At 70.5% G+C, this 25910-nt stretch carries 29 protein-coding genes; 6 read left to right on the top strand and 23 right to left on the bottom strand.

What is annotated here, in order from left to right; genetic code table 11:
• Window positions 1–626: DNA glycosylase AlkZ-like family protein (locus ABR571_RS10660; RefSeq protein ID WP_409453176.1), on the bottom strand; the 626-nt coding region annotated here is incomplete at its 3' end.
• Window positions 627–696: 70 nt separating this feature from the next.
• On the opposite strand from ABR571_RS10660, the gene ABR571_RS10655 reads away from it, so the two are divergent.
• From ABR571_RS10655 to ABR571_RS10640, 4 genes are read left to right on the top strand one after another with little or no spacing between them, the layout of a single operon-like run.
• A complete protein-coding gene (locus ABR571_RS10655) occupies window positions 697–1365 on the top strand; it encodes a DedA family protein (RefSeq protein WP_409453175.1) in 669 nt (222 codons plus the stop codon).
• A 48-nt stretch (window positions 1366–1413) separates the two neighbouring features.
• A complete protein-coding gene (locus tag ABR571_RS10650; protein ID WP_409453174.1) occupies window positions 1414–2700 on the top strand; it encodes a hypothetical protein in 1287 nt (428 codons plus the stop codon).
• A 20-nt stretch (window positions 2701–2720) separates the two neighbouring features.
• Window positions 2721–3266, top strand: coding sequence for an N-acetyltransferase family protein (locus ABR571_RS10645; RefSeq protein ID WP_409453173.1), 546 nt, complete (start codon window positions 2721–2723; stop codon window positions 3264–3266).
• Window positions 3263–3889: a DUF2461 domain-containing protein gene (locus ABR571_RS10640; RefSeq protein ID WP_409453172.1), complete on the top strand. Its 627-nt coding sequence runs from the start codon at window positions 3263–3265 to the stop codon at window positions 3887–3889. Before ABR571_RS10645 ends, ABR571_RS10640 begins: the two co-directional genes overlap by 4 nt.
• A 10-nt stretch (window positions 3890–3899) precedes the next feature.
• On the opposite strand, the gene ABR571_RS10635 is transcribed toward ABR571_RS10640, so the two are convergent.
• The 14 genes from ABR571_RS10635 to rpsO all read right to left on the bottom strand — a co-directional run bounded on the left by ABR571_RS10635 (window position 3900) and on the right by rpsO (window position 17510).
• Entirely contained in the window at window positions 3900–4406 is a 507-nt protein-coding gene (locus tag ABR571_RS10635; RefSeq protein WP_409453171.1) for a mismatch-specific DNA-glycosylase, read from the bottom strand.
• A gap of 10 nt (window positions 4407–4416) precedes the next feature.
• Window positions 4417–5169, bottom strand: a complete 753-nt coding sequence (dapB, locus tag ABR571_RS10630; RefSeq protein ID WP_409453170.1) for a 4-hydroxy-tetrahydrodipicolinate reductase — start codon at window positions 5167–5169, stop codon at window positions 4417–4419.
• A 15-nt stretch (window positions 5170–5184) separates the two neighbouring features.
• Window positions 5185–6522: a M16 family metallopeptidase gene (locus tag ABR571_RS10625; protein ID WP_409453169.1), complete on the bottom strand. Its 1338-nt coding sequence runs from the start codon at window positions 6520–6522 to the stop codon at window positions 5185–5187.
• 33 nt (window positions 6523–6555) lie between these two features.
• The gene (locus tag ABR571_RS10620; RefSeq protein WP_409453168.1) at window positions 6556–7419 is read right to left on the bottom strand and encodes a hypothetical protein; all 864 of its coding nucleotides are present in this window, start codon (window positions 7417–7419) and stop codon (window positions 6556–6558) included.
• A gap of 9 nt (window positions 7420–7428) precedes the next feature.
• Complete coding sequence (locus ABR571_RS10615; protein ID WP_409453167.1) at window positions 7429–7686, bottom strand: hypothetical protein; 258 nt, start codon at window positions 7684–7686, stop codon at window positions 7429–7431.
• Between the two features lie 83 nt (window positions 7687–7769).
• Window positions 7770–8225 carry an RrF2 family transcriptional regulator gene (locus tag ABR571_RS10610; protein ID WP_409453166.1) on the bottom strand — a complete coding sequence of 152 codons (456 nt, stop codon included), beginning with the start codon at window positions 8223–8225 and terminating at the stop codon, window positions 7770–7772.
• 46 nt (window positions 8226–8271) lie between these two features.
• On the bottom strand, window positions 8272–9231 hold the full coding sequence (locus ABR571_RS10605) for a sulfate/molybdate ABC transporter ATP-binding protein (RefSeq protein ID WP_409453165.1): 960 nt from the start codon (window positions 9229–9231) through the stop codon (window positions 8272–8274).
• A complete protein-coding gene (locus ABR571_RS10600; RefSeq protein ID WP_409453164.1) occupies window positions 9231–10094 on the bottom strand; it encodes a sulfate ABC transporter permease subunit in 864 nt (287 codons plus the stop codon). Before ABR571_RS10600 ends, ABR571_RS10605 begins: the two co-directional genes overlap by 1 nt.
• A complete protein-coding gene (cysT, locus tag ABR571_RS10595) occupies window positions 10087–10983 on the bottom strand; it encodes a sulfate ABC transporter permease subunit CysT (RefSeq protein WP_409453163.1) in 897 nt (298 codons plus the stop codon). Before cysT ends, ABR571_RS10600 begins: the two co-directional genes overlap by 8 nt.
• 2 nt (window positions 10984–10985) lie before the next feature.
• The gene (locus ABR571_RS10590; RefSeq protein ID WP_409453162.1) at window positions 10986–11996 is read right to left on the bottom strand and encodes an extracellular solute-binding protein; all 1011 of its coding nucleotides are present in this window, start codon (window positions 11994–11996) and stop codon (window positions 10986–10988) included.
• 138 nt (window positions 11997–12134) lie between these two features.
• Window positions 12135–13343 carry an MFS transporter gene (locus tag ABR571_RS10585; protein ID WP_409453161.1) on the bottom strand — a complete coding sequence of 403 codons (1209 nt, stop codon included), beginning with the start codon at window positions 13341–13343 and terminating at the stop codon, window positions 12135–12137.
• An 88-nt stretch (window positions 13344–13431) separates the two neighbouring features.
• Entirely contained in the window at window positions 13432–14409 is a 978-nt protein-coding gene (locus ABR571_RS10580) for an RNA polymerase subunit sigma-70 (protein ID WP_409453160.1), read from the bottom strand.
• A 347-nt stretch (window positions 14410–14756) separates the two neighbouring features.
• Window positions 14757–17000 (bottom strand): polyribonucleotide nucleotidyltransferase, encoded by a 2244-nt coding sequence (locus tag ABR571_RS10575; RefSeq protein WP_409453159.1) that lies wholly within the window; start codon window positions 16998–17000, stop codon window positions 14757–14759.
• Window positions 17001–17240: 240 nt separating this feature from the next.
• A complete protein-coding gene (rpsO, locus tag ABR571_RS10570) occupies window positions 17241–17510 on the bottom strand; it encodes a 30S ribosomal protein S15 (RefSeq protein WP_409453158.1) in 270 nt (89 codons plus the stop codon).
• A 184-nt stretch (window positions 17511–17694) separates the two neighbouring features.
• Between rpsO and ABR571_RS10565 the strand changes: the two genes are divergently transcribed.
• The gene (locus ABR571_RS10565; protein ID WP_409453157.1) at window positions 17695–18129 is read left to right on the top strand and encodes an SRPBCC family protein; all 435 of its coding nucleotides are present in this window, start codon (window positions 17695–17697) and stop codon (window positions 18127–18129) included.
• Between the two features lie 3 nt (window positions 18130–18132).
• Here the strand turns inward: ABR571_RS10565 and ABR571_RS10560 are convergent, their stop codons facing one another.
• The 4 genes from ABR571_RS10560 to ABR571_RS10545 are packed head-to-tail and all read right to left on the bottom strand — an operon-like array spanning window position 18133 to window position 21581.
• Window positions 18133–19077 (bottom strand): bifunctional riboflavin kinase/FAD synthetase, encoded by a 945-nt coding sequence (locus ABR571_RS10560; RefSeq protein ID WP_409453156.1) that lies wholly within the window; start codon window positions 19075–19077, stop codon window positions 18133–18135.
• Window positions 19078–19086: 9 nt separating this feature from the next.
• A complete protein-coding gene (locus tag ABR571_RS10555) occupies window positions 19087–20184 on the bottom strand; it encodes a phosphotransferase (RefSeq protein WP_409453155.1) in 1098 nt (365 codons plus the stop codon).
• 10 nt (window positions 20185–20194) lie between these two features.
• Window positions 20195–21097: a tRNA pseudouridine(55) synthase TruB gene (gene truB / locus ABR571_RS10550; RefSeq protein WP_409453154.1), complete on the bottom strand. Its 903-nt coding sequence runs from the start codon at window positions 21095–21097 to the stop codon at window positions 20195–20197.
• Window positions 21098–21152: 55 nt separating this feature from the next.
• A complete protein-coding gene (locus ABR571_RS10545) occupies window positions 21153–21581 on the bottom strand; it encodes a TIGR03668 family PPOX class F420-dependent oxidoreductase (RefSeq protein ID WP_409453153.1) in 429 nt (142 codons plus the stop codon).
• 44 nt (window positions 21582–21625) lie between these two features.
• On the opposite strand from ABR571_RS10545, the gene ABR571_RS10540 reads away from it, so the two are divergent.
• A complete protein-coding gene (locus tag ABR571_RS10540; protein ID WP_409453152.1) occupies window positions 21626–22492 on the top strand; it encodes an LLM class flavin-dependent oxidoreductase in 867 nt (288 codons plus the stop codon).
• Window positions 22493–22502: 10 nt separating this feature from the next.
• Here ABR571_RS10540 and ABR571_RS10535 read toward each other — a convergent pair whose 3' ends face one another.
• The 4 genes from ABR571_RS10535 to ABR571_RS10520 all read right to left on the bottom strand — a co-directional run bounded on the left by ABR571_RS10535 (window position 22503) and on the right by ABR571_RS10520 (window position 25844).
• Window positions 22503–23810, bottom strand: coding sequence for an MATE family efflux transporter (locus ABR571_RS10535; protein ID WP_409453151.1), 1308 nt, complete (start codon window positions 23808–23810; stop codon window positions 22503–22505).
• The gene (locus ABR571_RS10530; RefSeq protein WP_409453150.1) at window positions 23807–24706 is read right to left on the bottom strand and encodes a hypothetical protein; all 900 of its coding nucleotides are present in this window, start codon (window positions 24704–24706) and stop codon (window positions 23807–23809) included. The genes ABR571_RS10535 and ABR571_RS10530 overlap by 4 nt, the downstream gene beginning before the upstream one ends.
• A gap of 376 nt (window positions 24707–25082) precedes the next feature.
• Window positions 25083–25532, bottom strand: a complete 450-nt coding sequence (gene rbfA / locus ABR571_RS10525) for a 30S ribosome-binding factor RbfA (protein ID WP_409453149.1) — start codon at window positions 25530–25532, stop codon at window positions 25083–25085.
• 12 nt (window positions 25533–25544) lie between these two features.
• Window positions 25545–25844 (bottom strand): DUF503 domain-containing protein, encoded by a 300-nt coding sequence (locus ABR571_RS10520; protein ID WP_409453148.1) that lies wholly within the window; start codon window positions 25842–25844, stop codon window positions 25545–25547.
• Window positions 25845–25910 lie beyond the last annotated feature (66 nt).

Genomic DNA, 25910 nt, shown 5'->3' with positions numbered 1-25910 from the left:
TGGGCGAGGACGGCGGCCGGGATCACGCGTTCGGTCAGGTCGTAGAACCGCTCGAAATTGACCCGCTTCGCCGTGGTCACGCGTCCCTCGTAGAACAGGTACTCCAGCGCGATCTTGCCGTCGTGCCAGTTCCACATGTGGCCGGGTCGCGGCGCCGGCCGTGGGATCCCCGTCTCGCCGGCGGTGATCGGGCCGTTTTCGGTGATCAGTGACAGCACGTCCTCGAGCAGCGCCGGGTTGTCCTTCGCGATCCGCCGGATGGCCGGCCAGGGCTCGAGGTGGGCGCGCTGCATGCGCCAGCGGAGCAGCGGTTGCATCTCGACCGGGATCAGCGAAGCGGCGTGGGCCCAGTACTCGAACATCTCCGGCCGCTTCGGGTGCGGCGTGTAGGCGGTGATCCGGTCGAGGATCTCGTGCCGGTAGGGGCCGAGCCGGGCGAAGACCGGCAGGTAGTGCGCCCGCGAGACGACGTTGACCGAGTCGATCTGCAGGATCGCGATCCGGTCGAGAACCCGGCGGATGTGGCGGGCGTCGACGCGACCAGCGGGTCGGGGCTCGGCGAAACCCTGGGCCGCGAGCGCGATTCGGCGGGCCTGGGCCAGGGTCAGCCGGGGCAGCTCGGTCATCGGTGCACCACTGGCCAACCGTATGGTGCGACACCGACACCGATACCGGTCGGCGTGACACCATGTGGCGATGTTCGAGCACGTGATGAGGTCGATCGGCGAGACGGTCGGCCTGTGGCTGTACCTCGTCGCCGGAGGGCTTGCCTTCGCCGAGGCGGCGTTCCTCGTCGGAATGGTGCTGCCGGGCGAGACCGCGCTGCTGGTCGCCGGCGTGTTCTGCAACTCGAAGTACGGCAACCTGAATCTCGGGATCATGATCGCCATCGCCGTCGTCTGCGCGATCGGTGGTGACTCGGTCGGTTACGAGTTCGGCAGGAAGTTCGGCCCGTCGCTGCGCCGGTCCCGCCTCGGCCGCTGGATCGGCGAGCACCGCTGGGCCGCGGTGGACGGATTCATCCACCGCCATGGCGGGAAGGCCGTGCTGCTCGGCCGGCTCACCGCTCTGATGCGCGCGCTGATGCCGTCCATGGCCGGCATGAGTGGCATGCGGTACCGGACCTTCCTGCTCTGGAACGCCGTGGGTGGCATCGTCTGGGCGCCGGGTTGCGTGCTGCTGGGCTATGCCTTCGCCTCCGCGTTGGGCGTCGTGGGCGAGACGTTGACGTGGGCCCCGCTGGCCATCCTCGCGCTCTTGATCGCGGTGTACGTGCTGCTCCATTTCCGCAAGCGCAGCCGGGAACGCGCCGAAGCCGAGGCGTTCGCCGAGGCCAGCGCCGGACCGGACATGCCTGGCGCGTGATCCACAGCCTGCGCGCGATCGGCATGTGGCCGCGTTAGGTTCGGCCTCATGACTGAACCGCCGCAGCCGCCAGACGCCGGAAACGGGCCCGGCGAGCCGCAGTACCCCCCGCCGGGCGAGTGGCAGGCGCCGAGCCCCCCGTCATCGGGATCGCCGCACGCGCGGCCGACCCCGGGCGGCGGAGGACCACCGCAGGATGTCCCGCCGCAGTATCAGCCGCCGCAGTATCAGCCGCCGCAGTACGCGCCGCAGCCGCAGTACCAACCCGGTGGCTACCCCCAGAGCGGCTACCTGGCAACCGGCGACCCCGCGCCCGCCGGCACCTCCGTCGCCGATCGGCTCGGCGCGCGGCTCGAACGCCGCCCCGAACCGCGCTTCGGCATCTCGCTGGCCGGAGCGGGGGCGGCGCTCGTCCTGATCGGCCTGCTGATCTGGACGGTCGGTTACCTCGCCGACGGCTTCGACATCAACTTCTCCGACAACGGCGATGTGTCCTCGAACGGCAGCAGCCGACGCTTCCTCGGAGCGGTGTTGTTCCTCGTCCTGGCCGCCGTCGGGTACACGTTGGTCGTCATCCGGCGGCGTGGTCCCCTTGCCACCGCGGGCATCGTCAGCGGGGCCGTGGCCGTTCCTCTCGTGCTCATGTTCCTGACCTTCGACCTCGGCAACACCGTGACCGGCGGCCTGCCGTTCAACCTCGATGCCGTGTACATCGTCTCGATCATCGTGTGGCTGGGCAGCTACCTGTTCGTCCCCGGTGCGCGCGGGCGGTCGTTCCTGCTCGGCGCCGCTGCTGTCGCCCTGCCCGCCTACATCGGCATCAAGGTGGCCAGTCACTCACTGGGCCGCACGGCATTCTCGGCGACCTCCGGCCACGGCTTCAACACGAGCGGCACCGACTCGTTGGCCGCGATCGGCTTGACCTTCGGCTTGGCGTACTACGCCATCGCCGCCTTCCTGGACAAGGAGGGCCGCAGCGGGGCCGGAGTGGCGATGGCCTATGCCGCCTTCGGGACGACCGCGGGCGGGGTGGTCGCGGCCGCACCCAGCTTCAAGCAGGTGGGTACCGGGATCATGCTGATCGTCCTGGGCCTTTCGCTGAGCTGGTACGGCGGTCGCTACGGGCGCCGCTTCACGTCCTGGGCGTGGGCGGTCGGCCTGGTGATCGGCATCGGATTGCTCGTGGAGAAGGCCGCGCCGAACAGCTACACCGGCGCCGGCGTCATGTTCATCGTCATCGGCGCAGTCGTCGCGGTCGTGGCTCACGTCGTCTCGGCAGCGACCAACGAGGAACCGGACATCGTCGACGCCCGGGCCGGTACACCCCTGACCTGACGCGTCGTTAGGGTCGGGGCATGGCCGATGTCAGTGTTCGACCTGCCCGTCCGGACGATGCGGCCGAGATCGGCCGGATCCAGGTCGAGACCTGGCGGAGCGCGTACGCGGAGATCCTCCCGTCGGCGGTCCTGGACGGCGTCACCGTGGACGACGCGGCGGCCACGTGGGGCGCAGCCATCTCCGAACCGCCGGACCGGCGCCACCACGTGCTCGTCGCGCAGGAGCAGGACTGGCGGGTCGGTTTCGCCGCGTTGGGGCCAGCCGACGATCTCGAAACCGACGACCCGGAGCCGGCCACGACAGTCGCGCTGGCCGTGATCCTGGTCGAGCCGAGGTGGGGCCGGCGCGGGCACGGCTCGCGGCTGTTGGCCGCGGTCGTCGACCACGCGCGCGGCGACGGCATGACGCGAGCAGTCGCCTGGATACCCGAGGGCGACGCGGTGTCGCGCGAGTTCCTGATCTCGGCCGGCTGGGCGCCAGACGGGCTCGTCCGCGCGTTGGACACCGGAGCCAGCGAACTGCGCGAGATCCGTCTGCACACGTCCCTTCAGGGCCTGGGATGAGTTTTCAGGGGATCCCGATCGCCGCCCTCGACTTCTACGAGGACCTCGACGCCGACAACACCAAGTCGTTCTGGACGGCGCACAAACACATCTACGACGAGTCGGTCCGCGCGCCGATCGAAGCGTTGGCCGCTGAGCTGGAGAAGCAGTTCGGACCGGCCAAACTCTTCCGCCCGTACCGCGACGTCCGCTTCGCCAAGGACAAGACGCCGTACAAGACCCACCAGGGGGCGTGGTTCAGCGAGTCGTCGCTGTACTTGCAGGTCTCGGCCGCGGGCTTGCGACTGGCCGGCGGCTACTGGGAGACGTCCACGACCCAGGTCGAGCGGCTGCGCCGGGCGGTCGCGGACGACGTCGCCGGACCCCAGCTCGAGCGCACGCTGGCAACGGCACGCCGGAAGAAGCTGACGATCGGCGGCGAGCAGCTGACCCGGGTGCCGTCGGGGTATCCGAAGAACCATCCGCGTGCGGAACTGCTGCGCTACAAGACCTTGACGGCGGCGGCCGACCTGGGTTGTCCCGACTGGCTGGGCACGCCGAAGGCCAAGGCGGAGATCGTGAAGGGCTGGCGCGGCATCGTCCCGCTCATCGCCTGGCTCGACACGCACGTCGGCAACGACTGAGCGACCGCGCTCAGAGCGAGTCGAGGAAGTCGACCAGATCGCGCCACAGCGCGATCCGCAGCGGCAGCGGCATGCCGTTGTTCGCGCCCGACGGGCCGGGCAGGACGAAGGCCGGGCAGTCGACAACCGACCAGGACAGTTCGCCGTACCCACGCGGTGCTCGCTCGCCCGCGGCCCGGGCGTAGGACGACGCGGCCGTCTTGCTGACGAACGCGAGCGCTTCGGGAGCGGCAGCAGCGATCTTGGCGTGAAAGCCGGCGACATCGAAGCGAGGCGGCTCGCCCCGCGGGGACGGTTCGGTGCGGATCAGGTCGGTGAGGCCGACCCGGTAGCTCGGCAGCAGCTGGTCCTCGTCCGGTGCGAGCAGCCGCGACGTCAACCCACTCTCGTGCAGCAGCAGCCAGAACGAATTGCCGGCGCCGGCGTAATAGTGCTCGAGCGCGTCGCGGTCCCACGCGGCGATGGTTCCGGCGATGACCACGCGAAGGCCAGGACCCAGGATGTCGGGCAAACTCATGCTGACTAGCTCACAGGTCGAGCAGCGCTTCCAGACCGACGGTGAGGCCCGGACGGGACGCGACGGAGCGGATGGCGAGCAACACACCGGGCATGAACGAAACCCGATCCAGGGAGTCGTGGCGGATGCTCAGCGTTTCGCCCTCGGCCCCGAAGAGGACCTCCTGGTGCGCGACCATGCCGGCTATGCGCAGCGAATGCACGTGCACGCCCTCGACGTCGGCACCCCGCGCGCCCTCGCGCGATTGGGTGGTGGCGTCGGGCGGCGGCGCCATGCCGGCCTCGTGCCGCGCGGCCGAGATCAGTTCCGCCGTCCGCAGGGCGGTGCCGCTGGGCGCGTCGGCCTTGTTCGGGTGGTGCAGTTCGATGACCTCGACCGACTCGTAGTAACGAGCGGCCAGCTGGGCGAACTTCATCGACAGGACGGCCCCGATGCCGAAGTTCGGTGCGACGAGGACGCCGGTCGCGGGCGAGTCGGCGAGCCAGGTGCGAATGGTGTCGAGGCGTTCGTCGGTGAAGCCCGTCGTGCCGACCACGGCATGGATGCCCTGGTCGATGGCGAACCGGATGTTGTCCATGACGACGTCGGGATGGGTGAAGTCGACGAGCACCTGGGAGTCGGCGTCGGCCACGCTGAAGAGCCAGTCCCCCGCGTCCACCATGGCGACGACCTCGAGGTCGGGGGCCGCGTCGACCGCCCGGCACACCTGCTGGCCCATCCGGCCGCGCGCACCGAGCACGCCGACTCTGATCGCCTCACTCATGTCCCACTCCCGGTTTCAGACTGCGCCGTCGAAGTCGTGGTCCCCGAAGGGTCCGACGATGGTGAGGCAGCGGGGCCGGCTGAGCAACTCGGCCGCGGCCGCGGCGACATCGCCGACCGTGACCGCATCGACGCGCCGCAGCACCTCGTCCAGCCCGATGATGTCGCCGTAGGCGACCTCGCTCTTGCCGATGCGGGTCATCCGGGAGCCGGCGTCCTCGAGGCCGAGCACCGTCGCACCGCGCATCTGTCCCTTCCCACGCTCGATCTCGGCCGCGCTCAGCTCACCGCGGGCGGCGGCGTCGAGCTCGGTCACGATGAGCGAGAGAACCTCATCGGTCTTGCCCGGCTGGCATCCGGCGTAGACGCCGAACATGCCGGCATCGGCGTACCCGCTCGAGAAGGAATACACCGAGTAGGCCAGCCCGCGTTCCTCACGCACCCGTTGGAACAACCGCGAGCTCATGCCGCCGCCGAGCGCCGATGACAGGACACCCACCGCGTACCGGCGCGGATCGTGGCGCGAGAGGCCGCGGCACCCCAGGACGAGGTTGGCCTGCTCGGTCTCGTCGGGGCGAACGACAACCCGCTGCGCCGGCCGGCCGGACTCCGAAGCGCCGTCGACCGACGGACGCGGCGGGCGCGGCCCCAGCGTCTCGTCGAGTCTGTCGGCAAAGGCGCGGCGCACCAAGCGGACGACGTCGGCGTGGTCGAGATTGCCGGCCACCGAGATCACCATTGAGTCAGCGGTGTACCGCCGCCGGTAGTAGCCGTTGATCTGGCGCCGGCTCAGCGTCCGGATCGAGTCCTCCGTGCCGAGGATCGGCCGGCCGAGCGGCACGTCGCCGAACAGGGCGGTGGCGAACTCGTCGTGCACCAGGTCGGACGGATCGTCGTCTCGCATGGAGATTTCCTCGAGGACGACACCGCGCTCGACGTCGACGTCCTGCGCTGTGATCGTCGCGTTGAGGACGACGTCGCCGATGATGTCGATCGCGAGCGGAAGGTCGCGGTCCAGAACCGTGGCGTAGAAGCAGGTGTGCTCCTTTTCGGTGAAGGCGTTGAACTCGCCGCCCACCGCGTCCATCTCGCTGGCGATGTCGAGCGCCGACCGAGTGGTCGTGCCCTTGAAGAGCAGATGCTCGAGGAAGTGACTGGACCCGGCGAGCGCCGGCGTCTCGTCGCGCGAACCGACGGGAACCCAGACTCCGACGCTCGCGCTGCGCACGCCCGGCATCGCCTCGGTGACCACCCGCAGCCCGCCGGGCAGGACAGTGCGGGTGATCCGACCGCCGCCCGTCGCCGCGTCGAGCCGTCGCGTGGTGGCTCGGGCGACGGCACGGGACGAGGTCATCCCGCGATCCTACGGATGGGCCGGGCGGGAGGCTCAGGCGCGCACGCCGCAGAACGCCCGCTCGCGCGCGGCGCGGACTACCGGGAAGTAGTGCGGGCGCAGGGCCAGCAGGTACCCGCCCACGGCCACGGCAATACCGCGCAGCAACGGAACGCGGAGCACCCAGCCGGTGATCCCGAATACCGGGGCCAGGAGCCACGCCAACACGCCCGCCATGACGAACGCGGCGGCGAAGTGGCCCGCGCCGTGGGTGCCCACCATCAGCCAGCCCGTCCCCGCGGCCACCGCCCCGGTGACCAACAGCCACGCCGTCCACAGTGCGGTACTCCCCTGCAGCATCTCGAACGGCAGCAGACCGAGGCCGAGAAGCGCCGCTATGCCCACCACGGCGGCGACCACCGGTCCGACCCGACGCGGCCGCGGGCGCTCGTAACAGTCGAGTTCGGTCAACGGGTGTTCGGCGAGCATCGCCCCGGCGTCGGCATACAGGCGCGCGGACGGGTAGCGGGTGGAGACGCGCGCGCGCAGCCAGGACGGCGCCGCAGGGCTCATCCAGAGCGCGTCGACGCGGGCGTGGGCGGCCCGCACCCCCTTCGTCCCGGCCACGACGTCGCCCCAGCACGAGACGACGGCCTGGACGTAGCGAGTCTGCCGGTTCTGCACGGCGGCGTCCACGCTGCCATAGGCGTAGAAGCCGCACTCGCAGTCGTCGGCCGGTACCCGGTGCGGGCCCCGGTGATGCGAACCGGTGGGCGGCGAGCAGACCGCGGTGTTGACCCCGTCGTACCAGGCACCGTCGGAGTACAGCGGCAGCAACGTCCCCGAGTCGTCGATGCGGAACGTCCGCAGGCCGAGGATCTCGCCGACCAGCGGCTCGGTGCCGCAGAACTCCCCCACCGGTGGCGCCTAGCGCCGACGCCGCTCGGAGCCGCGCTCGACCGACGGCACCGGCGCGGGGCCCGGCCCTGGTTGCGGCGGCGGGCCGGGCACCGGGCCCGGGCCGGGCACCGGTTCGGGGACCGGCTCTGGATGGGGCACGGGCATCGGTTCGGGTGACGGGACGGTCATCCGCTGCGGGACGGTCCACAGGTCGGCGTCGTCGAGTCCGTAGCCGGGCACCGGCAGGACCTCATAGCGCTGCCGGCGCGGACCGATATCGCCCATCTCTGACCTCGATCCCGATCAGCCGGTTCGTCCGTTTCAACCGGTGGCATTACCGTACGCCGAGGATCGCCCGGCCGGCATCCTCAGCGCGACAACCAGGCGTCCGGGGCGTCGTTGAGCCGCCGGACGTGCGCCGGCAGACTGCCGGTGAGCACCTGGGCCAGGGTCGTCTCGTCCAGCACCCGCCGCAGGCTCGCGCGCACCGCGACCCACACCTCGGGCAGATGTTCCGCGACTCCGGCGTATGTGGTCTCGTGCGGTCGGAGGCCGCGGACCTCGGCCAACGGCCCGTCGACCGCGCGCAGCACCGAACCGAGGGTTATCTCGCGGGCCGGGCGGGCCAGGGCGTAGCCGCCGTCGGCTCCGCGCTGGCTGCGGACGATCCCCGCCCGCCGCAGCTCGCCCAGAATTGCCTCGACGAACTTGCGCGGCATCCCCTGCTCGGTGATCACGACGTCGATTTTCACGAGTTCGGGCTCCCGGGCGGCGAGGCTCAGCAACGCCCGCACCGCATAGTCCGTCTTCGCCGAGATCTGCATCGTCGCATCCTCGCAGAGCGGTCCGGGCCCGACGCCTGCGCCGCGCCTAGGGCGAGAGGTTCGTGCTGTTGGGGACCGGCAGCAGCCACACCCTGGAACCATCGACGAGGTCGAGCGCCTCGCTCTGGCCGCGGGTCAGCTGCACCATCGTCGGCGTGGGAGCCGCGGTGGCCATCTCGGCCCGAACCTCGAAGCCCACGCGCTGGAGCCGGGTGACCTCGGCCGGGACGGCGTCGGCCACCGGTGAGGTGAAGACCTCGATGTCGTGCGGGCGGACCAGCCGGTCCGAGAGCGACGTGACCGGACCGAGGAAGGACATGACGAACTGGTTCACCGGCTTGTCGTAGAGCTCGTCCGGCGTTCCGATCTGCTCGACCCGTCCGTCGTTGATCACCACGATCTCGTCAGAGACCTCGAGGGCCTCTTCCTGGTCGTGGGTGACGAACAGCGTCGTTACATGCACCTCGTCATGCAGTCGACGCAGCCAGTCCCGCAGTTCCTTGCGCACCTTGGCGTCCAGCGCGCCGAACGGCTCGTCCAACAACAGGACCTTCGGTTCGACGGCGAGGGCCCGCGCGAGTGCCATGCGCTGTCGCTGGCCACCTGACAGCTGGGACGGCAGCCGGTCGGCGAACTGCTCGAGGTGGACGAGGTCGAGCAGCTCGTGCACCCGCCGGCGGATCTCGTCCTTCGGCCGCTTGCGGATCTCGAGGCCGAAGGCGACGTTGCGGTAGACCGACAGGTGGCTGAAGGCGGCGTAGTGCTGGAAGACGAAGCCGACGTCGCGGTGCCGGGGGGCGAGCCGGGTGGCGTCGGCGCCGTCGATCTCGACCGTGCCGGTGTCGGGCTTCTCGAGCCCGGCGATGATCCGCAACAGCGTCGACTTGCCCCCGCCGCTGGGCCCGAGCAGCGCGGTCAGCGCTCCGGAGCGGACGGTGAGGTCGACGTCCTGGAGCGCGACGAAGTCGCCGAAGCGCTTGCCGATGCCCTGTACTTCGATCCCCATCAGATTCCCTTCCGGCGGCGGATCCATGCCGACACGAGGATGGCGGCGAACGCGATCAGCATCAGCACCAGCGTGATGGCGTAAGCGGAGTTGTAGTCCTGCTCGCTCTCGATCAGATTGTTGATCCGCTGCGGCGCGGTCTCCGTGTCACCTTCGATGTTGTTGCTGACGACGAGCACCGCGCCGTACTCGCCGATGCACCGAGCGATGGTGAGCACGACGCCGTAGGTCAGGGCGACCCGGATCGCCGGGATCGTGATGCGACGGAACCGGGTGAACGCAGCGGCGCCGAGGGAGGCGGCTGCCTGTTCCTGGTCGAGGCCGGTCTGTTCCAGCACCGGCACGACCGCGCGAACGACCAGTGGCAGCGACACGAACGCCGTGGCCAGCACCATGCCGGGTTTGGCGGCGATCACTTGGACCCGGTTGCGCTCGAGAAACGGCCCGAACCAGCCCGTGGGGCCGAAGACGAGCACCAGAGCCAGCCCGACGACGATCGGCGACACCGCGACCGGGAGATCGACGAACGCGCTCAGCAGCCGCCGGCCGGGGAAGCGGTAGCGGGCCAGCAGCAGGGCGACGGCGACCCCGAAGACGGTGTTGATGATGACTGCGCTGCCGGCCACGATCGCCGTGACCTGGAAGGCGTGCTGGGCATCTGGTTCGCGCAGCGCGTCCACCACCTCGGCCAACCCGGGCTGGAACGACCGGTAGAAGATGACGATCACCGGCAGCAGCACGAGGATGCCGACGTAGAGCAACGCGACGGTGCGCAGTCCGAGCGATGCTGCGGTCGGCCGCGCGCGTGAGACCGCCTTGCGCGTCGTCGTGGCCGGTTCCGGCGCGAGCAGGACGTCAGCCACGGCGCGCCGCCCGGCGATGAATCAGGTCGAGGGCGACAAGAACGACCGCGCTGACGATGAGCAAGACGGTGGCGATGGCGGCCGCCTGCTGGGTGGCGCGCGCGGGGTGGTCGTTGTCCTGCAACTTGCCGTAGATGACCGCCGCGGCGATGTCGGTCTTGAACGGGAGGTTGCTGGAGATGAGGACGAGCGAGCCGTACTCGCCCAGCACCCGGGCGAAGGACAACATGCCACCGGACAGGATGGCCGGGAGCAGCTGGGGCAGCACGATGCGCCGGAAGACGACCCGCGAGCTCGCGCCCAGCGTCGTCGCGGCCTGCTCGGCGTCGCGATCGAGGTCGAGCAGGACCGGTTGGACGGTCCGCACCGTGAACGGCAGCGTTACGAAGAGCAGCGCGACGAACAGGCCGGTGCGGGTGCCCACGAGACTGGGCCCGATCGGATCCGGCCCGCCGTACATGGCCAGCATGACCAGGCCGGCGACAATGGTGGGCAGCGCGAACGGGATGTCGATCACCATCTCGAACAGGCCGGACCCGCGGAACCGCTCACGGACCAGCACCCAGGCCACCAGCGTCCCCATCACCGAATTGACGACCGCGACGCCGAAGGCCAGCGAGATGGTCAGCTTGAGCGCCGACGCGGTCGCAGGTTCGGTGACGGCGTCGGTGAACGCGCCCCACCCGCCGCCGAACGCCTTGCCGATCACGGCGGCCAGTGGCAGCAGGACGAGCACGCTCATCCAGATGACGACGACGCCGAGGGTGGTGCCGGACGCCGGGCGCAGGGGCAGGCCCTTGGGCAGGCGCGATCGCCGCCTGGGTACGGTCGCGGCGCCGGCGGCACCCGTAAGGGGTTCCGCCGGCGCCGCGTCCAGCTGCAGGGTCATCGTCAGGCGGACTTCTCGATCTTTGTCACGATGCCGTTATCACCGAAGAACTTGTCGTTCACGAGCTTCCAGCCGCCGAGCTGGGCGATCGTGGTCAGCTGCTTGACCGGCGGGAACGGGTTGCTCGGGTCGTTCGCGCCTGTGACCGTGCCGACCTTCGTGCCCGTCACGACCGGTCGGAAGCCCTTGCTCGCGAAGATCTCCTGACCCTTCGAGCTCTCGACGAACTCGAGGAACTTCTTGGCCACCTTGGCCGCTGTCTTGGTGACGGCGGCCGGGTTCTCGATCAGCACCGACTGCTCAGGAACGATGTAGTCGACCTTCTGGCCCTTGGCGCGGGCGCTGATCGCCTCGTTCTCGTAGGAGATCAGCACGTTGCCGGTGCCCGAAGTGAACTGGGTGGTGGCGACCGCTCCGCTGGATGCGCGGCTGACGACGTGGCCGAAGAAGTTCTTCAGGTAGGTCTCCGCCTGGGCGGGCGTACCGCCCTGGGAGATGACGTGGAGGTACGCGGCCAGGATGTTCCACTTCGCCGAGCCGGACGACGACGGCACCGGCGTCACGATCTTGACACCCGGCTTCACGAGATCGTCCCAGCCCGTGATGTGCAGCGGATTGCCCTTGCGGACCACGATGACCACGACGGAGTCGGAGACCAGGCCCTTCGTCGGACCGGTCTTCCAGTTCGCGTCCACCTTGCCGGGAACCAGCTTGGTCAGGTCGGGCTCGACCGAGAAGGCGACATAGTCGGCCTTCTGGCCGGCGATGACCGCCTTCGACTGGGCGCCGCTCGGGCCGTACGAGCCCTTGACGACGACGCCCTTGCCGGCCGGGGTGTTGGCGAACGCAGTGGCCAGAGCGTCGTATGCGGGCTTGGGCACCGAGTAGGCAACGAGGCGGACCGTGCCGCCACCGCCGGCCGCGCCGGAACAGGCGCTGACCCCGACCGCCGCTGCGATCGTCACGGCGGCCGCCGCGGCGTATCTGCGCGGACGCGAGAGGGACATCGTCATACCGGACCTACTTTCGTCTATGTCGATCGATTCTAGTATTCCGATCGGTTCTATAGAGATTAGCAACTGCGCAATGCTCCATCGGATTCCGATCCGGGCCGAGTCGGATGCATCACGCTCGGAACCCGGACATTCAGCTCAGGTGACGCCCGAGGCGGGGGCAGGCGGCTGAGTGGGCGCCGCGCGGCGGAGCGTCTCGGGGGCCGCCAGTACCGCCACGACCGGAGCCGCACACACGACGGCGCTGACGGCGAAGGTCGCCGCGTACCCCGCCCCGTCGGCGACCCAGCCGGCCACGACCGGACCGAGCACCGCGCCCAGATCCCCCGCCATCTGGAACACCGCGACGACCGTGCCGCCCCGGCCGGCGACGACGTCGCCCATCATCGCGCCCGGGGCCACGGAGTCCGCCGACGCGGCGACACCGAGCAGGACGGCCGCCACGATCAGGCCGATCCCGGCCGACACGCTGGGCAGCACGATGAAACCGGCGGCTCCGACGAGGGAGCCGGTCATGATGCCCGGGCGCCGACCGCCGGTGTCGGCGAACCGCCCAACCGGTAGCAGGAGAGCCCCGCTCACGATGCTGACCACCAAGAAGGCCGCGTAGACCCACCCGTTGCCCAGCCCGAGCCGGTCGGTGATGAACTGGGGCAGGATCGCCGACCGGGCGCCGACCAGGGCGAAGTCACCCGCGAAGGACGCAGCGAGCGCTGCGAGATAGGCGCGGTTGCGCAAGGCCACGGCCAGGCGGAGGGGGGCGGTGCGTTCGGCCTGAGGCGCGGCGAGCTCGCTGTGCCGCAGGGCGCCCAGGCCGATCAGGCCCGCGACGACGAGCGTCCCGGCGTACAGGAAGAACGGGGCGCGCAGCGAGAAATTCGCGATCGTGCCGACGGCCGGCCCGGCGATCATGCCGATCAGGAAGGATCCGGCCCATACGCCCTGCGCCCGGCCGCGCTGGTGCGCTGGTGTGACCCGGATCAGCAGGCTGGCGGCGCTGACGCTGAACATGATCGAGCCGAGGCCGCCGATGCCGCGCAGGACGAGCAGCTGCCAATAGCTCTGGGCCAGCCCGGCGAGGGCGCTGGAGAGCGCAACCACGCCGATGCCGGTTGCCAGCATGAGGCGTTCGCCGAAGGCGTTCACGAGGCGCCCGACGAAGGGCGCCATGACCAGCCGCATGAAGGCGAAGGCGCTGACGACCGCTCCCGCGGCCGCCTTGCCCACGCCGAACTGGCGGGCGAACAACGGCAGCGCGGGCGCGACGAGCCCGAAGCCGAGCGCCACCATGAAGGCGACGCCGACCAGAGCACGTACTTCGACCGGCAGTCCGCGCAGCGGCCGCACGCGGACCTCCTACTTCATTCGCATCGCCGAGAGCACTCTGTCGCCACCCTATGTCGCGCGGCGCCGAGGCGTTCAGCGGTACGGAATTTCAGAGCTGGCTGGGCACGCCGAACTGTTCCGCCAGTTCGGGGCCGAAGGTGGTGATCTCGGCGATGCGGCCGCCGACGATCCGCAGGACGTCGAACTTGAACAGTCGCGCCCGGCTCTCCCCCGGTTCGCACAGGTACGACGCCGCAGCTGGCATCCGGTTGGCCGCCGTGGGCCGAAGGATCCACATCTCCGGGCCGGCGGCACCGGTCCCGGTCCGGATCAGCTCACTGACCGCAGCCACGCCCTCGTACAGATAGGGGTAGGGCGGCATCGTCACGCGAATGTCATCACGCATGAGTGACACCGCCTCGTGCACGTCGCCGCTCTCGTGCGCGGCAATGAACCGCATCAGCAACGCGCGCTCGTCGGTCGACAGGTCGGACCGCCGCGGCGCGTCCCGGTCGGGCAACTGCTCTCGCAGCGTCGCTCGCGCCCGCTGCAGCGCGCTGTTGGCCGCCGCCACGGTGATCTCGAGCGCCGCGGCCGTCTCGCTCGCCGGCCACTGCAGGACGTCGCGCAGTAGCAGGACGGCGCGCTGCCGGGCCGGTAGCAGCTGGATGACGGCGATGTAGGCCAGTTCGACGGTCTCGCGCGCGACGAGCACCGCCTGCGGCTCGTCCTCCGGCGGCGCGACGAGGTCGAGCATCCGGTCCGGGTACGGCGAGAGCCACGGCACCTCGGCAAAGGAGCCGAGTTGGGTCGCGCGCCGCTTGTTCCGACGGATGGCGTCGAGGCAGGTGTTCGTCGCGATGCGGTACAGCCACGCCCGCACGTGAGGTCCGCCGTCGAACTCGGCGTGCGCTCGCCACGCGCGCACGAAGGTTTCCTGCACGGCGTCCTCGGCGTCGTCGAACGATCCGAGCATCCGGTAACAGTGCACGTGCAGTTCCCGGCGATGACGCTCCATCGCGGTGGTCAGCGCCGTCTCGTCACCGGCGCGGAAGGCGACGCCCATTGGGTCCATCGGAATTGTCATACCAGTAGAACGTTGCCGTCAGGCGGAACTCATCGCGGCAGTGGCGGGCGGAGCGGAGGACGGGGTCACCGCGGCGCCGCTCAAGGCCTGCATGACGACCGAGCGGCGGCCCCGGATGCCAATCCCCGCGCCGGTGACGATTTCCGGATTGCCGCCGTGGGGACGATGGTCTGCGTGTCCAAGCTGGCCAACGTCGCCTCGATCCTCGAGGACCAGATGCCCGCGACCTGGTCGAGGTGGTGCACGAGCTGCGCCAAATCGTCAACGTGAAGGGCGATTAACCGAGTTGTCCGCGCTTCCCCGGCCTATTTGCCGAGGAAGCGCGGACAGCTTCGGTGCGGTTGCGGCTAGCTGACGGCCGGAGCGTCCGCGGGCTCGTTGGCCGGAGCCGCCGAGCCGTTGGCCGCCTCGTCGTCGACAAGCACGAGGCTGATCTTGCCCCGCTGGTCGATCTCGGCGATCTCGACCTGGATCTTGTCGCCGACGTTGACGACGTCCTCGACCTTGGCGACCCGCTTGCCGCGGCCCAACTTGCTGATGTGCACGAGGCCGTCCTTACCGGGCAGCAGCGAGACGAACGCGCCGAACGCGGCCGTTTTCACCACGGTGCCGAGGAAGCGCTCCCCCACCTTGGGCATCTGCGGGTTGGCGATCGCGTTGATCTGGTCCACCGCGGCGGCCGCGGACGGGCCGTCGGCGGCACCGACGTAGATCGTGCCATCGTCTTCGATCGTGATCTGCGCGCCGGTCTCGTCCTGGATCGAGTTGATCATCGCGCCCTTGGGGCCGATGACCGCGCCGATCTTGTCGACCGGGATCTTCACCACGGTGACGCGAGGGGCGTACGGGCTCATCTCGTCCGGCTCGTCGATGGCCTCGGCCATGACGTCGAGAATGTGCAGCCGGGCGTCGCGGGCCTGCTTGAGCGCCGCACCAAGAACCTCGGACGGGATGCCGTCGAGCTTGGTGTCGAGCTGCAGGGCGGTCACGAACTCCTTCGTGCCGGCGACCTTGAAGTCCATGTCGCCGAACGCGTCCTCGGCACCCAGGATGTCGGTCAGCCCGACGTACTCGGTCTTGCCGTCGACGGTGTCGGAGATCAGGCCCATCGCGATGCCGGCGACCGGGGCCCGCAGCGGCACACCGGCGTTCAGCAGAGCCAGCGTCGAGGCGCAGACCGAACCCATCGACGTCGAGCCGTTGGAACCGAGCGCCTCGGAGACCTGCCGGATCGCGTACGGGAACTCGTCGCGCGAGGGCAGCACCGGCAACAACGCCCGCTCGGCCAGCGCGCCGTGACCGATCTCGCGGCGCTTCGGCGAACCCACGCGACCGGTCTCGCCGGTCGAGTACGGCGGGAAGTTGTAGTTGTGCATGTAGCGCTTGGTGCGGTTCGGGCTCAGCGTGTCGAGCTTCTGCTCGAGACCGAGCATGTTCAGCGTGGTGACGCCGAGGATCTGCGTCTCACCCCGCTGAAACAACGCCGAGCCGTGCACCCGCGGGATGACCTCGACCTCGGCCGAGAGCGTGCGGATGTCGGCCAGGCCGCGACCGTCGATGCGGACCTTCTCGCGCAGGATGCGCTGGCGGATCAGCTTCTTGGTCAGCGCCTTGTAGGCCCCGCTGATCTCGCTCTCGCGGCCTTCGAAACGCGGCCCGACGGTCTCCTTCGCCTGCGCCTTGATCTCGTCGAGCCGGTTCTCGCGGTCCTGCTTGTCGGCGATGGTGAGTGCCTGGGCGAGGGAATCGGAGACCTCGGCGGTGACGGCCTCGAGCACGTCGTCGTGGTAGTCGAGGAAGACCGGGAAGTCGCGGGTCGGCTTGGCCGCCGACTTGGCCAGCTCGGCCTGAGCCCGGCACAGCTCGGCGATGAACGGCTTGGCGGCCTCGAGCCCCTCGGCCACGACCTCTTCGGTCGGCTTGCTGGCGCCGCCGGCGATGAGCTCGATGGACTGCTCGGTGGCCTCGGCCTCGACCATCATGATGGCGACGTCACCGGAGTCGAGGACGCGTCCCGCGACGACCATGTCGAAGGTGGCCTGCTCGAGTTCGGTGTGCGTCGGGAAGCCGACCCACTGGCCGTCCATGAGCGCGACCCGCGTGCCGCCGACCGGGCCGGAGAACGGCAGGCCGGAGATCTGGGTGGACGCCGACGCGGCGTTGATCGCCAGGACGTCGTAGGCGTGGTCCGGGTTGAGCGCCATCACCGTGATGACGACCTGGACCTCGTTGCGCAGGCCCTTGATGAAGGTCGGGCGCAGCGGCCGGTCGATGAGCCGGCAGGTGAGGATGGCGTCCTCGCTCGGACGTCCTTCGCGGCGGAAGAACGACCCGGGGATGCGACCGGCGGCGTACATGCGCTCTTCGACGTCGACCGTCAGCGGGAAGAAGTCGAAGCCCTCGCGGGGGTGCTTGCCGGCCGTGGTGGCCGACAGGAGCATGGTGTCGTCGTCCAGGTAGGCGACGACCGACCCGGCGGCCTGCTTGGCCAACCGCCCGGTCTCGAAGCGGATGCTCCGGGTGCCGAACTTGCCGTTGTCGATGGTTGCGACGGTCTCGAAGACGCCGTCGTCGTTGGTGGCCTCTGTCATAGAGGTGTCCTCTCGTACGTGCCGGTTGCGCACATGCGACGTACGAGCTAACACCTCTGATGGGTGCCGGTCTTCGATCGAAGCGGACGGAGCGCGTCTTGTACTGGTGCCCCGGCCGCCACTACCGAGGACCGGCGTCCTCGAAGTCGCAATGGACGCGCGTGTGTGCGTCCGGCGGTGGATGTTCTGTTGTCTGGTGGAACGAAGAAGGGGAGCGACAGACGTCGCTCCCCTTGCGAACTATCGGCGCAGGCCGAGACGTTCGATGATCGACCGGTATCGGTTGATGTCGGTCTTGGCGAGGTAGTTGAGCAGCCGGCGGCGCTGGCCGACGAGAAGCAGCAGGCCGCGCCGGCTGTGGTGGTCGTGCTTGTGGTAGCGGAGGTGCTCGGTGAGGTCGCTGATGCGACGGCTCAACATCGCGACCTGGACCTCGGCCGAGCCGGTGTCGGACTCCGAGGAGCCGTACTCGGCGATGATCTGCTTCTTGACATCCTGAGCCAGGGGCACGGACGACTCCTTCGGTACTCGATGCAGGCGCGCTCCACCGGTCTAGGTCACGGTGGATGAGTAACACGCGATGCGGAGGGTTCACGCAGAGCGCGGACCTTCGGCCTCCAGGTTACCAGGGGACGGCCCCGGATCCGAACCGCCGCGGCCGACTCCCTCGCGACGATACCTAGACTCCGGGCGCATGGCCCCCTTCGTCGTCGTCCGCGACACGCCGCTCCCCGTCGAGGCCGCCTGGCGGCGGATCGTCGACTGGGCGGCCCACGGCCGGTACGTGCCACTCACCCGGATCGAGGTGCGCACTCCCCCGCCGAACGGGCTGGCGACGGTGTTCAGCGCGCGCACCGGCGTGGGCCGATTCGGCTTCGACGACCCGATGGAGGTCGTGGAATGGGAACCGCCCCACGACGGGTCGGCCGGACACTGCCGGCTCCTCAAGCGCGGTCGGGTCATGACCGGATGGGCGGAGCTGTCCGTCGAGCCGAACCGAACCGGCTCGCGGGTGATCTGGCGGGAGGTCGCCGTCCCGGCGTGGGCCCCGGCCTTCAGCGCGGGTTTGTTCGCCCTCGCCGGACGGCTGCTGTTCGGCCGGGTCCTGCGCGGTCTGCTGGCGACCTGACGCTCAGCCCATGAGTTCGCGCGTGCGGTCCACGTCGGCGTGCATCTGCTTCACCAAGGCGTCCACACTGTCGAACTTCTCCATGCCGCGCAGCCGTTCGACGAACTCGACGCCGACGGTTGCGCCGTACAGGTCGCCGCTGAAGTCCAGCACGTAGGCCTCGACCCGGCGTTGGCGTACCTCGAAGGTCGGGTTGGTGCCCACCGAGATCGCCGCCGTCCCCAGCGGCGCCACCGTCCGGCCCCACTCGTCGAGCCGCACGACACAGCCGGCGTAGACACCGTCGGCCGGTACCGCGGCCCAGGCGTCGGCCCGCAGGTTCGCGGTGGGGAAACCCAGTTCGCGACCGCGCTGGTCGCCCCGCTCGACGACGCCGTCGACCCGATGCGGACGGCCGAGCACCTGTGCCGCCGTGCGCATGTCCCCGGCGTTGACGCAGGACCGGACGTAAGTGGCGCTGAGCGGGGTGTCGCCCTCGGTCAGCAGCGGGACGCCGTGGGCGGTGAAGCCGAAGGTGCGGCCGAGCCGGCTGAGCAGGGCGACGTCACCGGCGGCCTTGTGACCGAACCGGAAGTTCTCGCCGACCACGACGGCCGACGCGTGGAGGCGGTCGACGAGTGCCTGATGGACGAACTCGTCCGGCGCCATCTTCGAGAACTCGAGGGTGAAGGGTAGGGCGCAGAACACGTCGACGCCCAGCTGCTCGACCAGTTCGGCCCGCCGGACGATGCTCGTCAGCACCGGCGGATGCGACCCGGGCCGGACAACCTCCGACGGATGCGGCACGAACGTGATGAGGACGCTCGGCACGCCGCGCTCGCCGGCCATCCGCACGGCTTCGGCGATGATCGACTGGTGGCCGCGATGGATCCCGTCGAACACCCCGATCGTGACGACGCAGTGCCCCCATCCTGTCGGGATCGAGTCGAAGCCATGCCAGCGTTGCACGCTCAAACCTTACTGAGCGGCGGTGAACGCCCGGGCGTAGGCGAGCGGAACATCACCCCAGCGGGTGTGCAGGGCGCCCGCCAAGCGACCGGCGAGTTCGGCCGCCGCCGGGACCTCACGCGAGCCGGCGACGCTCTCCAGGCGGTGCATGATCATCGCCCGGCGGGTCGGCGTCGGTTTCTCCGGGTTCGCCGGTGCATCGCTGCCGAGCGCGTTGTCGATGAACCAACTCGTGGACAGCAGCGCCCAACCAAGGACAGCGGCGTCGAGGTCGGCCGCGAAACCGGGCTCCGCGACCTGCGGAAAGGCCGCAGCGGCGACGCGCCGGTAGGCGTCCAGCGCCTGGTCGGCCACCGCGGCCGGCAGGCGCCAGGAGCACCAGCAGGTCGGCCAGGGCACCAGCAGGTAGGCGACGTCCCACGCGAGATGGCGCCACTCGGCGCCCTCGAAGTCGAGCAGGGCCAGGCCCGACGGGGCGGCCACGTTGTTGTCCGGGCAGGTGTCGGCCGGGGTGAGGGCGGCGGGACCGGACGCGCCAAGGCGCTTGCCGACACCGCGCAGCTCCTCGAACGCCCCTGCCGGGACCCGCACACCGAGCGCGCCGCACTCCCGGTCGAGGACGCGGATGGCGTCCTCGAGATCGATCGACATCCGCGACTCCGCGACCGGTAGGTCGCCCTGCCGTTCGTCCACTGCATCCCGGAAGGACTGTCGGGAGCCCGCAGTGGCGACGTGGAGTGTCGCGATCGCCCGAGCCCAACCGACCACCGCCGCGGTGGCCAGCGCCGGGTCGGTGCCGAGCAGGGCGTCGGCCACGCTGCCACCGCCGCCCAGATCGTCGGTGATGAGCACGGGTGGCTGGTCGCCGACCGCGACGACTCGAGGGGCGGGCACGGACGCAGGCAGGACCGAGAGGGCGGCCGATTCCCGAACCCATCCCTCCCCCGCCGCGAGGTAGCGCTTGACGACGAGGGTGGACCGGTTTCCGTCCGGATAGGTGGCGTGCACGCGCTGCACAGACGACCGCTCGCCGCCGCGCAGCTCTTCGAGCGGTTCCAGGCGGACGCTCGGCAGCAGCGCACGAGCCACCTCCAGGTCATCGGTCACGGCAGTTGTCCTACCCCGCCGCGGCGAACACCAGTACCGGCCGGGCCCGCCCGTCCTCCTCACGCAGCAGCGCGACAACCATGCCGTCCGGTCCGATGGCGCCGTGGACGCCGCCCTGGCCGATCGTGGCGAGCGAACGGCCGAAGGACAGCTCCCGTGCCTCGTCGGCGTCGACCGCGCGGACCGCCATCGCGGTCCGTACGGCGTCGGCCAGCGGCAGGGTGATCGGGTCGTCGAGCTGGGCCAGGTCCTCGAGGGTGCGCGCGGTGTCGAGGGTGAAGCAGCCGACGCGCGTCCGCCGCAGCGCAGTCAGGTGGCCGCCGACGCCGAGAGCCGCACCGAGGTCGCGGGCGAGCGCCCGCACGTAGGTGCCGGACGAGCAGTCCACCTCGACGTCGACATCGAGCAGGTCGGGGCTCGCCCGGCGGCAGGAGACGACGTCGAACCGAGCGACGGTGACGGGCCGGGCCGCCAGTTCCACCGTCTCGCCGTCGCGGACGCGCTGGTAGGCGCGCCGCCCGTCGACCTTGATCGCCGAGACCGCGCTCGGCACCTGCATGATCGCCCCGGTGAGCGGGCGCATCGCCTCCCGCACGGCCACGTCGTCCAGCGCCGCGGCTGACGCGCCGGAGATCACGTCCCCCTCGGCGTCGTCGGTCGCTGTCGACTGGCCCAGCCGGATCGTCGCGGCGTACGACTTGTCGACCAGCACCAGGTGGTGCAGCAGCTTGGTGCCCGGTCCGACGCCGAGCACGAGCACACCCGTGGCCATCGGATCGAGCGTGCCGGCGTGGCCGACCCGGCGCGTGTGCGCGAGGCGCCGCATCCTGGCGACGACGTCGTGCGAGGTGACGCCCTGCGGCTTGTCGACGACGACCAGGCCGCCCGGCGTCGGAGGCGGAGGGCTCGGCACCGACCCAGCGTAGAAGTCCCCCGTCCCGCAGCCGGGACCCGTCGTCGAACCGTTGCTACGGCAAGGCACGCCCGTCGGCGGCCCATGCGGTCGTGACCGAGATCGAGACGGCCACGACGGCATCGCGCGGCGGCTCCGTTCGGTACTGCGAGTACTTGGCGGCCAGGGCCGCGACGTAGACCGCGCGCCGCGCCTCGTCGGCGACCTCCGCGGCGATCCCGTCGACACGCACCCACCACAGCGCCGCCCAGTCCGCGGCATAGTGGTCGACGAGGATCGACACGGCCGGCTGCACGGCGATGTTGCGCAGCCGTTGCAGCTGCAGCGTGCGTTTGGGCTTGCCGTCGACGGCGAAGACGAGCGTGTGGTCCTCGACGATCGCGAAGACGATCGGGACGACGTGCGGACGGCCGTCCGGGCGCACGGTGGCCAGTCGGGCGACCGGTGCCGACCGTACCGATTCGAGGCCCGGGAATGGTGACATGTCTGCTAGTTTGCCGTCCAACATCGTCTGGGGACAGGAATCACGTGGACATCGGCATCGGAGCACCCAACACCGTTCGTGGCGTCACCGGGCGCGAGCTGCTCGAGTGGGCGCGCAAGGCCGACGCGGCGGGGTTCAGCACCCTCGCCACGATCGGCGCGGTCGACTACCCCAGCTACGAGGAACTGACCGTCTTCGCGGCGGCCGGCGCGGTCACCGAACGCATCCGTTTCCTCAGCAACGTCCTCATCGCGCCGGCGCGCAGCACCGCCGAACTGGCCAAGCAAGCGGCCACCACCGACCAGCTGACCGGAGGCCGGCTCACACTCGGCCTTGGCGTCGGGTGGCGTTCCGGTGACCTCACCCTCACCGGCCGCGACTTCTCACGGCGCGGCGCGATCTTCGATCAGCAGCTGGCCGACCTCGCCGCTGCCTGGGCCGGCCAGTCGGTGCTGCCGAACACCAGGGCAGTGGCCCCGACGCCGGTACAAATGCCGATCCCGCTGATCATCGGCGGCACAACCGACGCCGCCGTCCGCCGCGTGGTCGAGTACGGCGTGGGTTGGACGGCCGGGGGCATGGCGCCCGACGCGGTCGCCGAGTTCGCGGCCAAGGTCCGGGCCGCGTGGCAGCGAGCCGGCCGCGACGGCGCCCCGCGTGTCGTCGCCCTCGCGTACTTCTCGCTCGGGAACGGCACAGAGGAGCAGTCCCGCGCCAACATCCACGACTACTACTCGCCGATGGGCGACGAGGTCGCCACGATGATCGCCGGGAGTGCGCTGCGGTCCCCCGAGGCGATCAAGGGCGCGGTCGAGGCGTACGCCGCGGCGGGAGTGGATGAGTTGATTCTCGATCCCTCCATCGGCGACCCGGCTCAGGTCGATCTCCTCGCCGAGGTCGCCTTCGGGTGAGTCCGGTGCGTTACGCCGTCACCCCGGTGACGGCCCACTTGTCACCGCGCGTGCGGAGCACCATGCCGACGAGGCGCACCACGATGAACGCCGCCAACCCGGCCCACACGCCGCCGATACCCCACTTCCAGTGCAGTGCGGCCAGGTTGAGCGGGGCGAACGCGCCGACCGCGGCGACGATCGTGATCGTGCGGAGGAAGCCGACGTCGCCGGCGCCGATGAGCACCCCGTCGAGGGCGAACACGATGCCCGCGGCGGGCAGCATGGCGACGAACCACGGCCACAGGATGTGGGTCTGGGCCAGGACCTCGGGCGAGGACGTGAAGACGCGCGGAATCAGCACCCGGCCGGCGGCGAAGACGGCGCCGAAGGCAACGCCGGCGTAGAGCCCCCATCGCGACACCTGCCAGGCCATCACCCTGGCAGCGGCGGCGTCGGATGCGCCGAGCGCGGCACCGACCAGCGACTGGGCCGCGATCGCGAACGAGTCGAGCAGCAGTGCGGTGAACTCCCAGAGCTGCAGCCCGATCTGGTGAGCGGCGATCTGGGCCGTCCCCATCCGCGAGGCCACCGCGGCGGCCGTCAGGAAGGCGACCTGGAAGGCGGCCGACCGCAGGATGAGGTCGCGGCCGACCAGCACCTGCGCACGCATCACCGTGCGGTTGGGCCGGACGCCCGTCGCCGCCTTGCCCAGGGCCCGCAGGAACAGGGCGGCGGCGACGGCTTGCGCGCCGACGTTGGCGATCGCCGAACCCTGCAGACCCAGGCCGGCCGGGTAGACGAGCAGCGGCGAGCCGATGGCCGACAGGGCGTTGGCGGTCACCACGATCCAGACCGGCTCGCGGGTTCGCTGGACGCCGCGCATCCACCCGTTGCCGGCCAGCACGAGCAGGACGCCGGGCATCCCCAGTACGGCGATCCGGAACCAGGACTCGGCGGCCTGCTGTGTGGAGTGCGAGCCGGCGAGCAGGCTCGTGAGCGGGCCGGCGAACATCTCGCCCGCCGCCACCACGGCCAGGCCGATAACCGCGGCCAGCCACGAGGCCTGGACACCTTCCCCGATCGCTGCGTCGACCCGGCCGGCGCCGTACCAGCGGGCGGCCCGCGACGTCGTCCCGTACTCGACGAACGTGCCGACGATGGTCAGCAGCGCCATGAGCGCGGCACCGACACCCAGGCCGGCGAGTGCGTGCGGGCCGAGGTGTCCGACGACGGCGGTGTCGACCAGCAGGTACAGCGGCTCGGCCGCGAGGACGACGAACGCTGACGCCGACAGGGCAAGAAGCGCACGGGCCGGCGGGGCTGCCGGCACCGTCATCCGCCGTCGATGTTTCTGACCTGGCTGACCGCCCAACCGCTCTCGGTGCGCGTCACCGTCACCACGTAGCGCAACGACGAGACGCTCGGCGCGGCCGCGCCGTCCACCACCCGGTTCGACTGCGCTGCCACCAGCATCGCGATGGAGTCGCCCGAGGCACGCTCGACGGCGACCGCAGTCACCGAACCGTTGAGGTCGTAGTGCCCCTTGCGCATCGCCGCACCGGTTTGCGCCGCGTTGTTCGCGATCTGCTCCTTGAGCGGGCTGACCGCACCGGCCTCGGCCCGCTGGACGTCGGCGTCGAAGTCGGCGCGACGGTAGCTCAGCAGATTGACGACCTCGGACCGGCCGGCCTCCGCCGCCACTCGAAGCTCCGACCCACCCGGCGGCAGCCCGGCGTTCGCGTTCTCGACGAGAGCACTGATCAGGTAGCGGTTGCCTTGACGCACGACGGTCGCGCAGAGGGTGCTGGGCGTGATCCGCGTGCCGCCCTTCGTACTGTCGTCGGCGACCCGTTCGCGGCCGAAGATCAACAACTTCGCCTGCGTGCCGGCCGCGTTCATCTCGCCGACCCCGAGTTCCAGGGTCTCGAAGGTGTGCACGACGTGATTCCGAAGCGCGGTCGCCGCGAGATCACCGGTCAGGGCGGCCCGGTAGGCCTGCCGGTAGGCACCGACGGTGACCGCCGATCCGGCCTCCAACGCGTCGTCGAGAGTGCGGTAGTCGTAGGTCGTCACCGCCGCGATGTCCGAGGCCGCCCCGGCGATGAACGACGTGGCGACATCGGGTTGGGCGAGGCGGGCGCCAGTGACGGTCGGCGTCGGTGTCGGCTTCGGGCGGTGCGCGGACGGCGTGTTGTCCCCGCGGCGAAGGAGCAGTACGACGACGGTGGCCACTACCGCAATGACGAACAGGAGAGCGAGCGCCTGGCCCGCACGACGGCGCAGCCGACGGCGCCGGACGCGCCGACCCGCCCTCAGCTCGGCGCGGCGGTCTCCGCGAGACGCAATTCGCGAAATGGGTTGCGTCCGCTCCAGAGCCGGTTCCGGGTTTCGCCGAGGGACCGGGACCGGCGGCGCCGACGGGATCGGCGCAACGACCGGCAGCGGGGCATCCACCGGACGGCGTTCGGCCGGCGGCGCGGGCTCGGGCCGCAGATGCGGCGCGGGGCGCGGGCTCGGCCGGCTGCCCGGCGCCGACCGCGGCCGGGTCGGAGGCGGCTGGAACTCGGTCATGACAAGAAGGAGCCTTGCACGCGGATGCGACTTCTCGTCACTCAGCCTCGGCTTGATCGTCCTCGGCGACTCGGGGCTTGCGGTAGGGATCCGGGTCGCCGGCCGGGCGGGCGTCGCGGCGCGCCGCCTCGACCTCGGCATCGGCGGCGGCAGCCACAGCGAGAAGCTCGTCGATGTGCTTGGCGTTCTCCGGCAACGCGTCACGCGTGAACGTCAGCGTCGGTGTGTACCGGACGCCGGTCTGGCGGCCCACCTCGCTGCGCAGGACACCTTTCGCCGACTCGAGCGCGGCCGCCGAAGCGACCTGCTCCTGCTCGTCACCGAAGACCGTGTAGAAGATCGTGGCGTCGTGCAGGTCGCCGGTGACCCGGACGTCGGTGATCGTCACCATGCCGAGCCGTGGATCCTTGACCTGGGTCTCGATCTGCGTCGCGACGATCTGTTTGATGCGTCCGGCCATGCGCCGTGCCCGCCCCGCGTCGGTCATTGTCTGTCTCCTCTAACTCAGATCGTCGTCGTCGAGCACCCGGGTGCGGGTCGACAGCAGGTCGACCTCGGGGCGGCCGGCCAGCAGTCGCTCACAGGCCGCGAGCACCTCCGCCGCGTGCCCGTGGTCGGGCGCCACCAACGCGACCGACAGTTCGGCTCGCCGGTGCAGGTCCTGATCACCGGTCTCGGCCGCCGAGACGTCGAAGCGCCGCCGCAGTTCGGCGAGGATCGGCCGGACCACGCCGCGCTTCTCCTTCAACGAATGCACGTCCCCCAACAGCAGGTCCGCAACCAAGCACCCCACAACCAAAGCCTGCTACCCCTCTGATCGGGACGAGCGAGCGAAGCGGAAGCGAGGGTGGGCCGTCCGGCCGTG

The sequence above is a fragment of the Jatrophihabitans sp. genome, assembly GCF_046262535.1.
Lineage (GTDB): Bacteria > Actinomycetota > Actinomycetes > Mycobacteriales > Jatrophihabitantaceae > Jatrophihabitans.
Note: the sequence above shows the minus strand (reverse complement) of the source record. Positions and strands in the feature narration are given on the sequence as shown.

What these genes read in the sequence shown, in the direction of transcription:
- ABR571_RS10535 (WP_409453151.1), bottom strand. Translation starts at nt 23,810, where the DNA reads ATGACGGTGCCGGCAGCCCCGCCGGCCCGTGCGCTTCTTGCCCTGTCG.
- ABR571_RS10590 (WP_409453162.1), bottom strand. Translation starts at nt 11,996, where the DNA reads ATGACGATGTCCCTCTCGCGTCCGCGCAGATACGCCGCGGCGGCCGCC.
- dapB (WP_409453170.1), bottom strand. Translation starts at nt 5,169, where the DNA reads ATGAGTGAGGCGATCAGAGTCGGCGTGCTCGGTGCGCGCGGCCGGATG.
- ABR571_RS10650 (WP_409453174.1), top strand. Translation starts at nt 1,414, where the DNA reads ATGACTGAACCGCCGCAGCCGCCAGACGCCGGAAACGGGCCCGGCGAG.
- ABR571_RS10545 (WP_409453153.1), bottom strand. Translation starts at nt 21,581, where the DNA reads ATGTCACCATTCCCGGGCCTCGAATCGGTACGGTCGGCACCGGTCGCC.
- ABR571_RS10605 (WP_409453165.1), bottom strand. Translation starts at nt 9,231, where the DNA reads ATGGGGATCGAAGTACAGGGCATCGGCAAGCGCTTCGGCGACTTCGTC.
- rbfA (WP_409453149.1), bottom strand. Translation starts at nt 25,532, where the DNA reads ATGACCGACGCGGGGCGGGCACGGCGCATGGCCGGACGCATCAAACAG.
- ABR571_RS10565 (WP_409453157.1), top strand. Translation starts at nt 17,695, where the DNA reads ATGGCCCCCTTCGTCGTCGTCCGCGACACGCCGCTCCCCGTCGAGGCC.
- ABR571_RS10580 (WP_409453160.1), bottom strand. Translation starts at nt 14,409, where the DNA reads ATGACAATTCCGATGGACCCAATGGGCGTCGCCTTCCGCGCCGGTGAC.
- ABR571_RS10640 (WP_409453172.1), top strand. Translation starts at nt 3,263, where the DNA reads ATGAGTTTTCAGGGGATCCCGATCGCCGCCCTCGACTTCTACGAGGAC.
- ABR571_RS10625 (WP_409453169.1), bottom strand. Translation starts at nt 6,522, where the DNA reads ATGACCTCGTCCCGTGCCGTCGCCCGAGCCACCACGCGACGGCTCGAC.
- cysT (WP_409453163.1), bottom strand. Translation starts at nt 10,983, where the DNA reads ATGACCCTGCAGCTGGACGCGGCGCCGGCGGAACCCCTTACGGGTGCC.
- ABR571_RS10575 (WP_409453159.1), bottom strand. Translation starts at nt 17,000, where the DNA reads ATGACAGAGGCCACCAACGACGACGGCGTCTTCGAGACCGTCGCAACC.
- ABR571_RS10615 (WP_409453167.1), bottom strand. Translation starts at nt 7,686, where the DNA reads ATGGGCGATATCGGTCCGCGCCGGCAGCGCTATGAGGTCCTGCCGGTG.
- ABR571_RS10655 (WP_409453175.1), top strand. Translation starts at nt 697, where the DNA reads ATGTTCGAGCACGTGATGAGGTCGATCGGCGAGACGGTCGGCCTGTGG.
- ABR571_RS10635 (WP_409453171.1), bottom strand. Translation starts at nt 4,406, where the DNA reads ATGAGTTTGCCCGACATCCTGGGTCCTGGCCTTCGCGTGGTCATCGCC.
- ABR571_RS10645 (WP_409453173.1), top strand. Translation starts at nt 2,721, where the DNA reads ATGGCCGATGTCAGTGTTCGACCTGCCCGTCCGGACGATGCGGCCGAG.
- ABR571_RS10610 (WP_409453166.1), bottom strand. Translation starts at nt 8,225, where the DNA reads ATGCAGATCTCGGCGAAGACGGACTATGCGGTGCGGGCGTTGCTGAGC.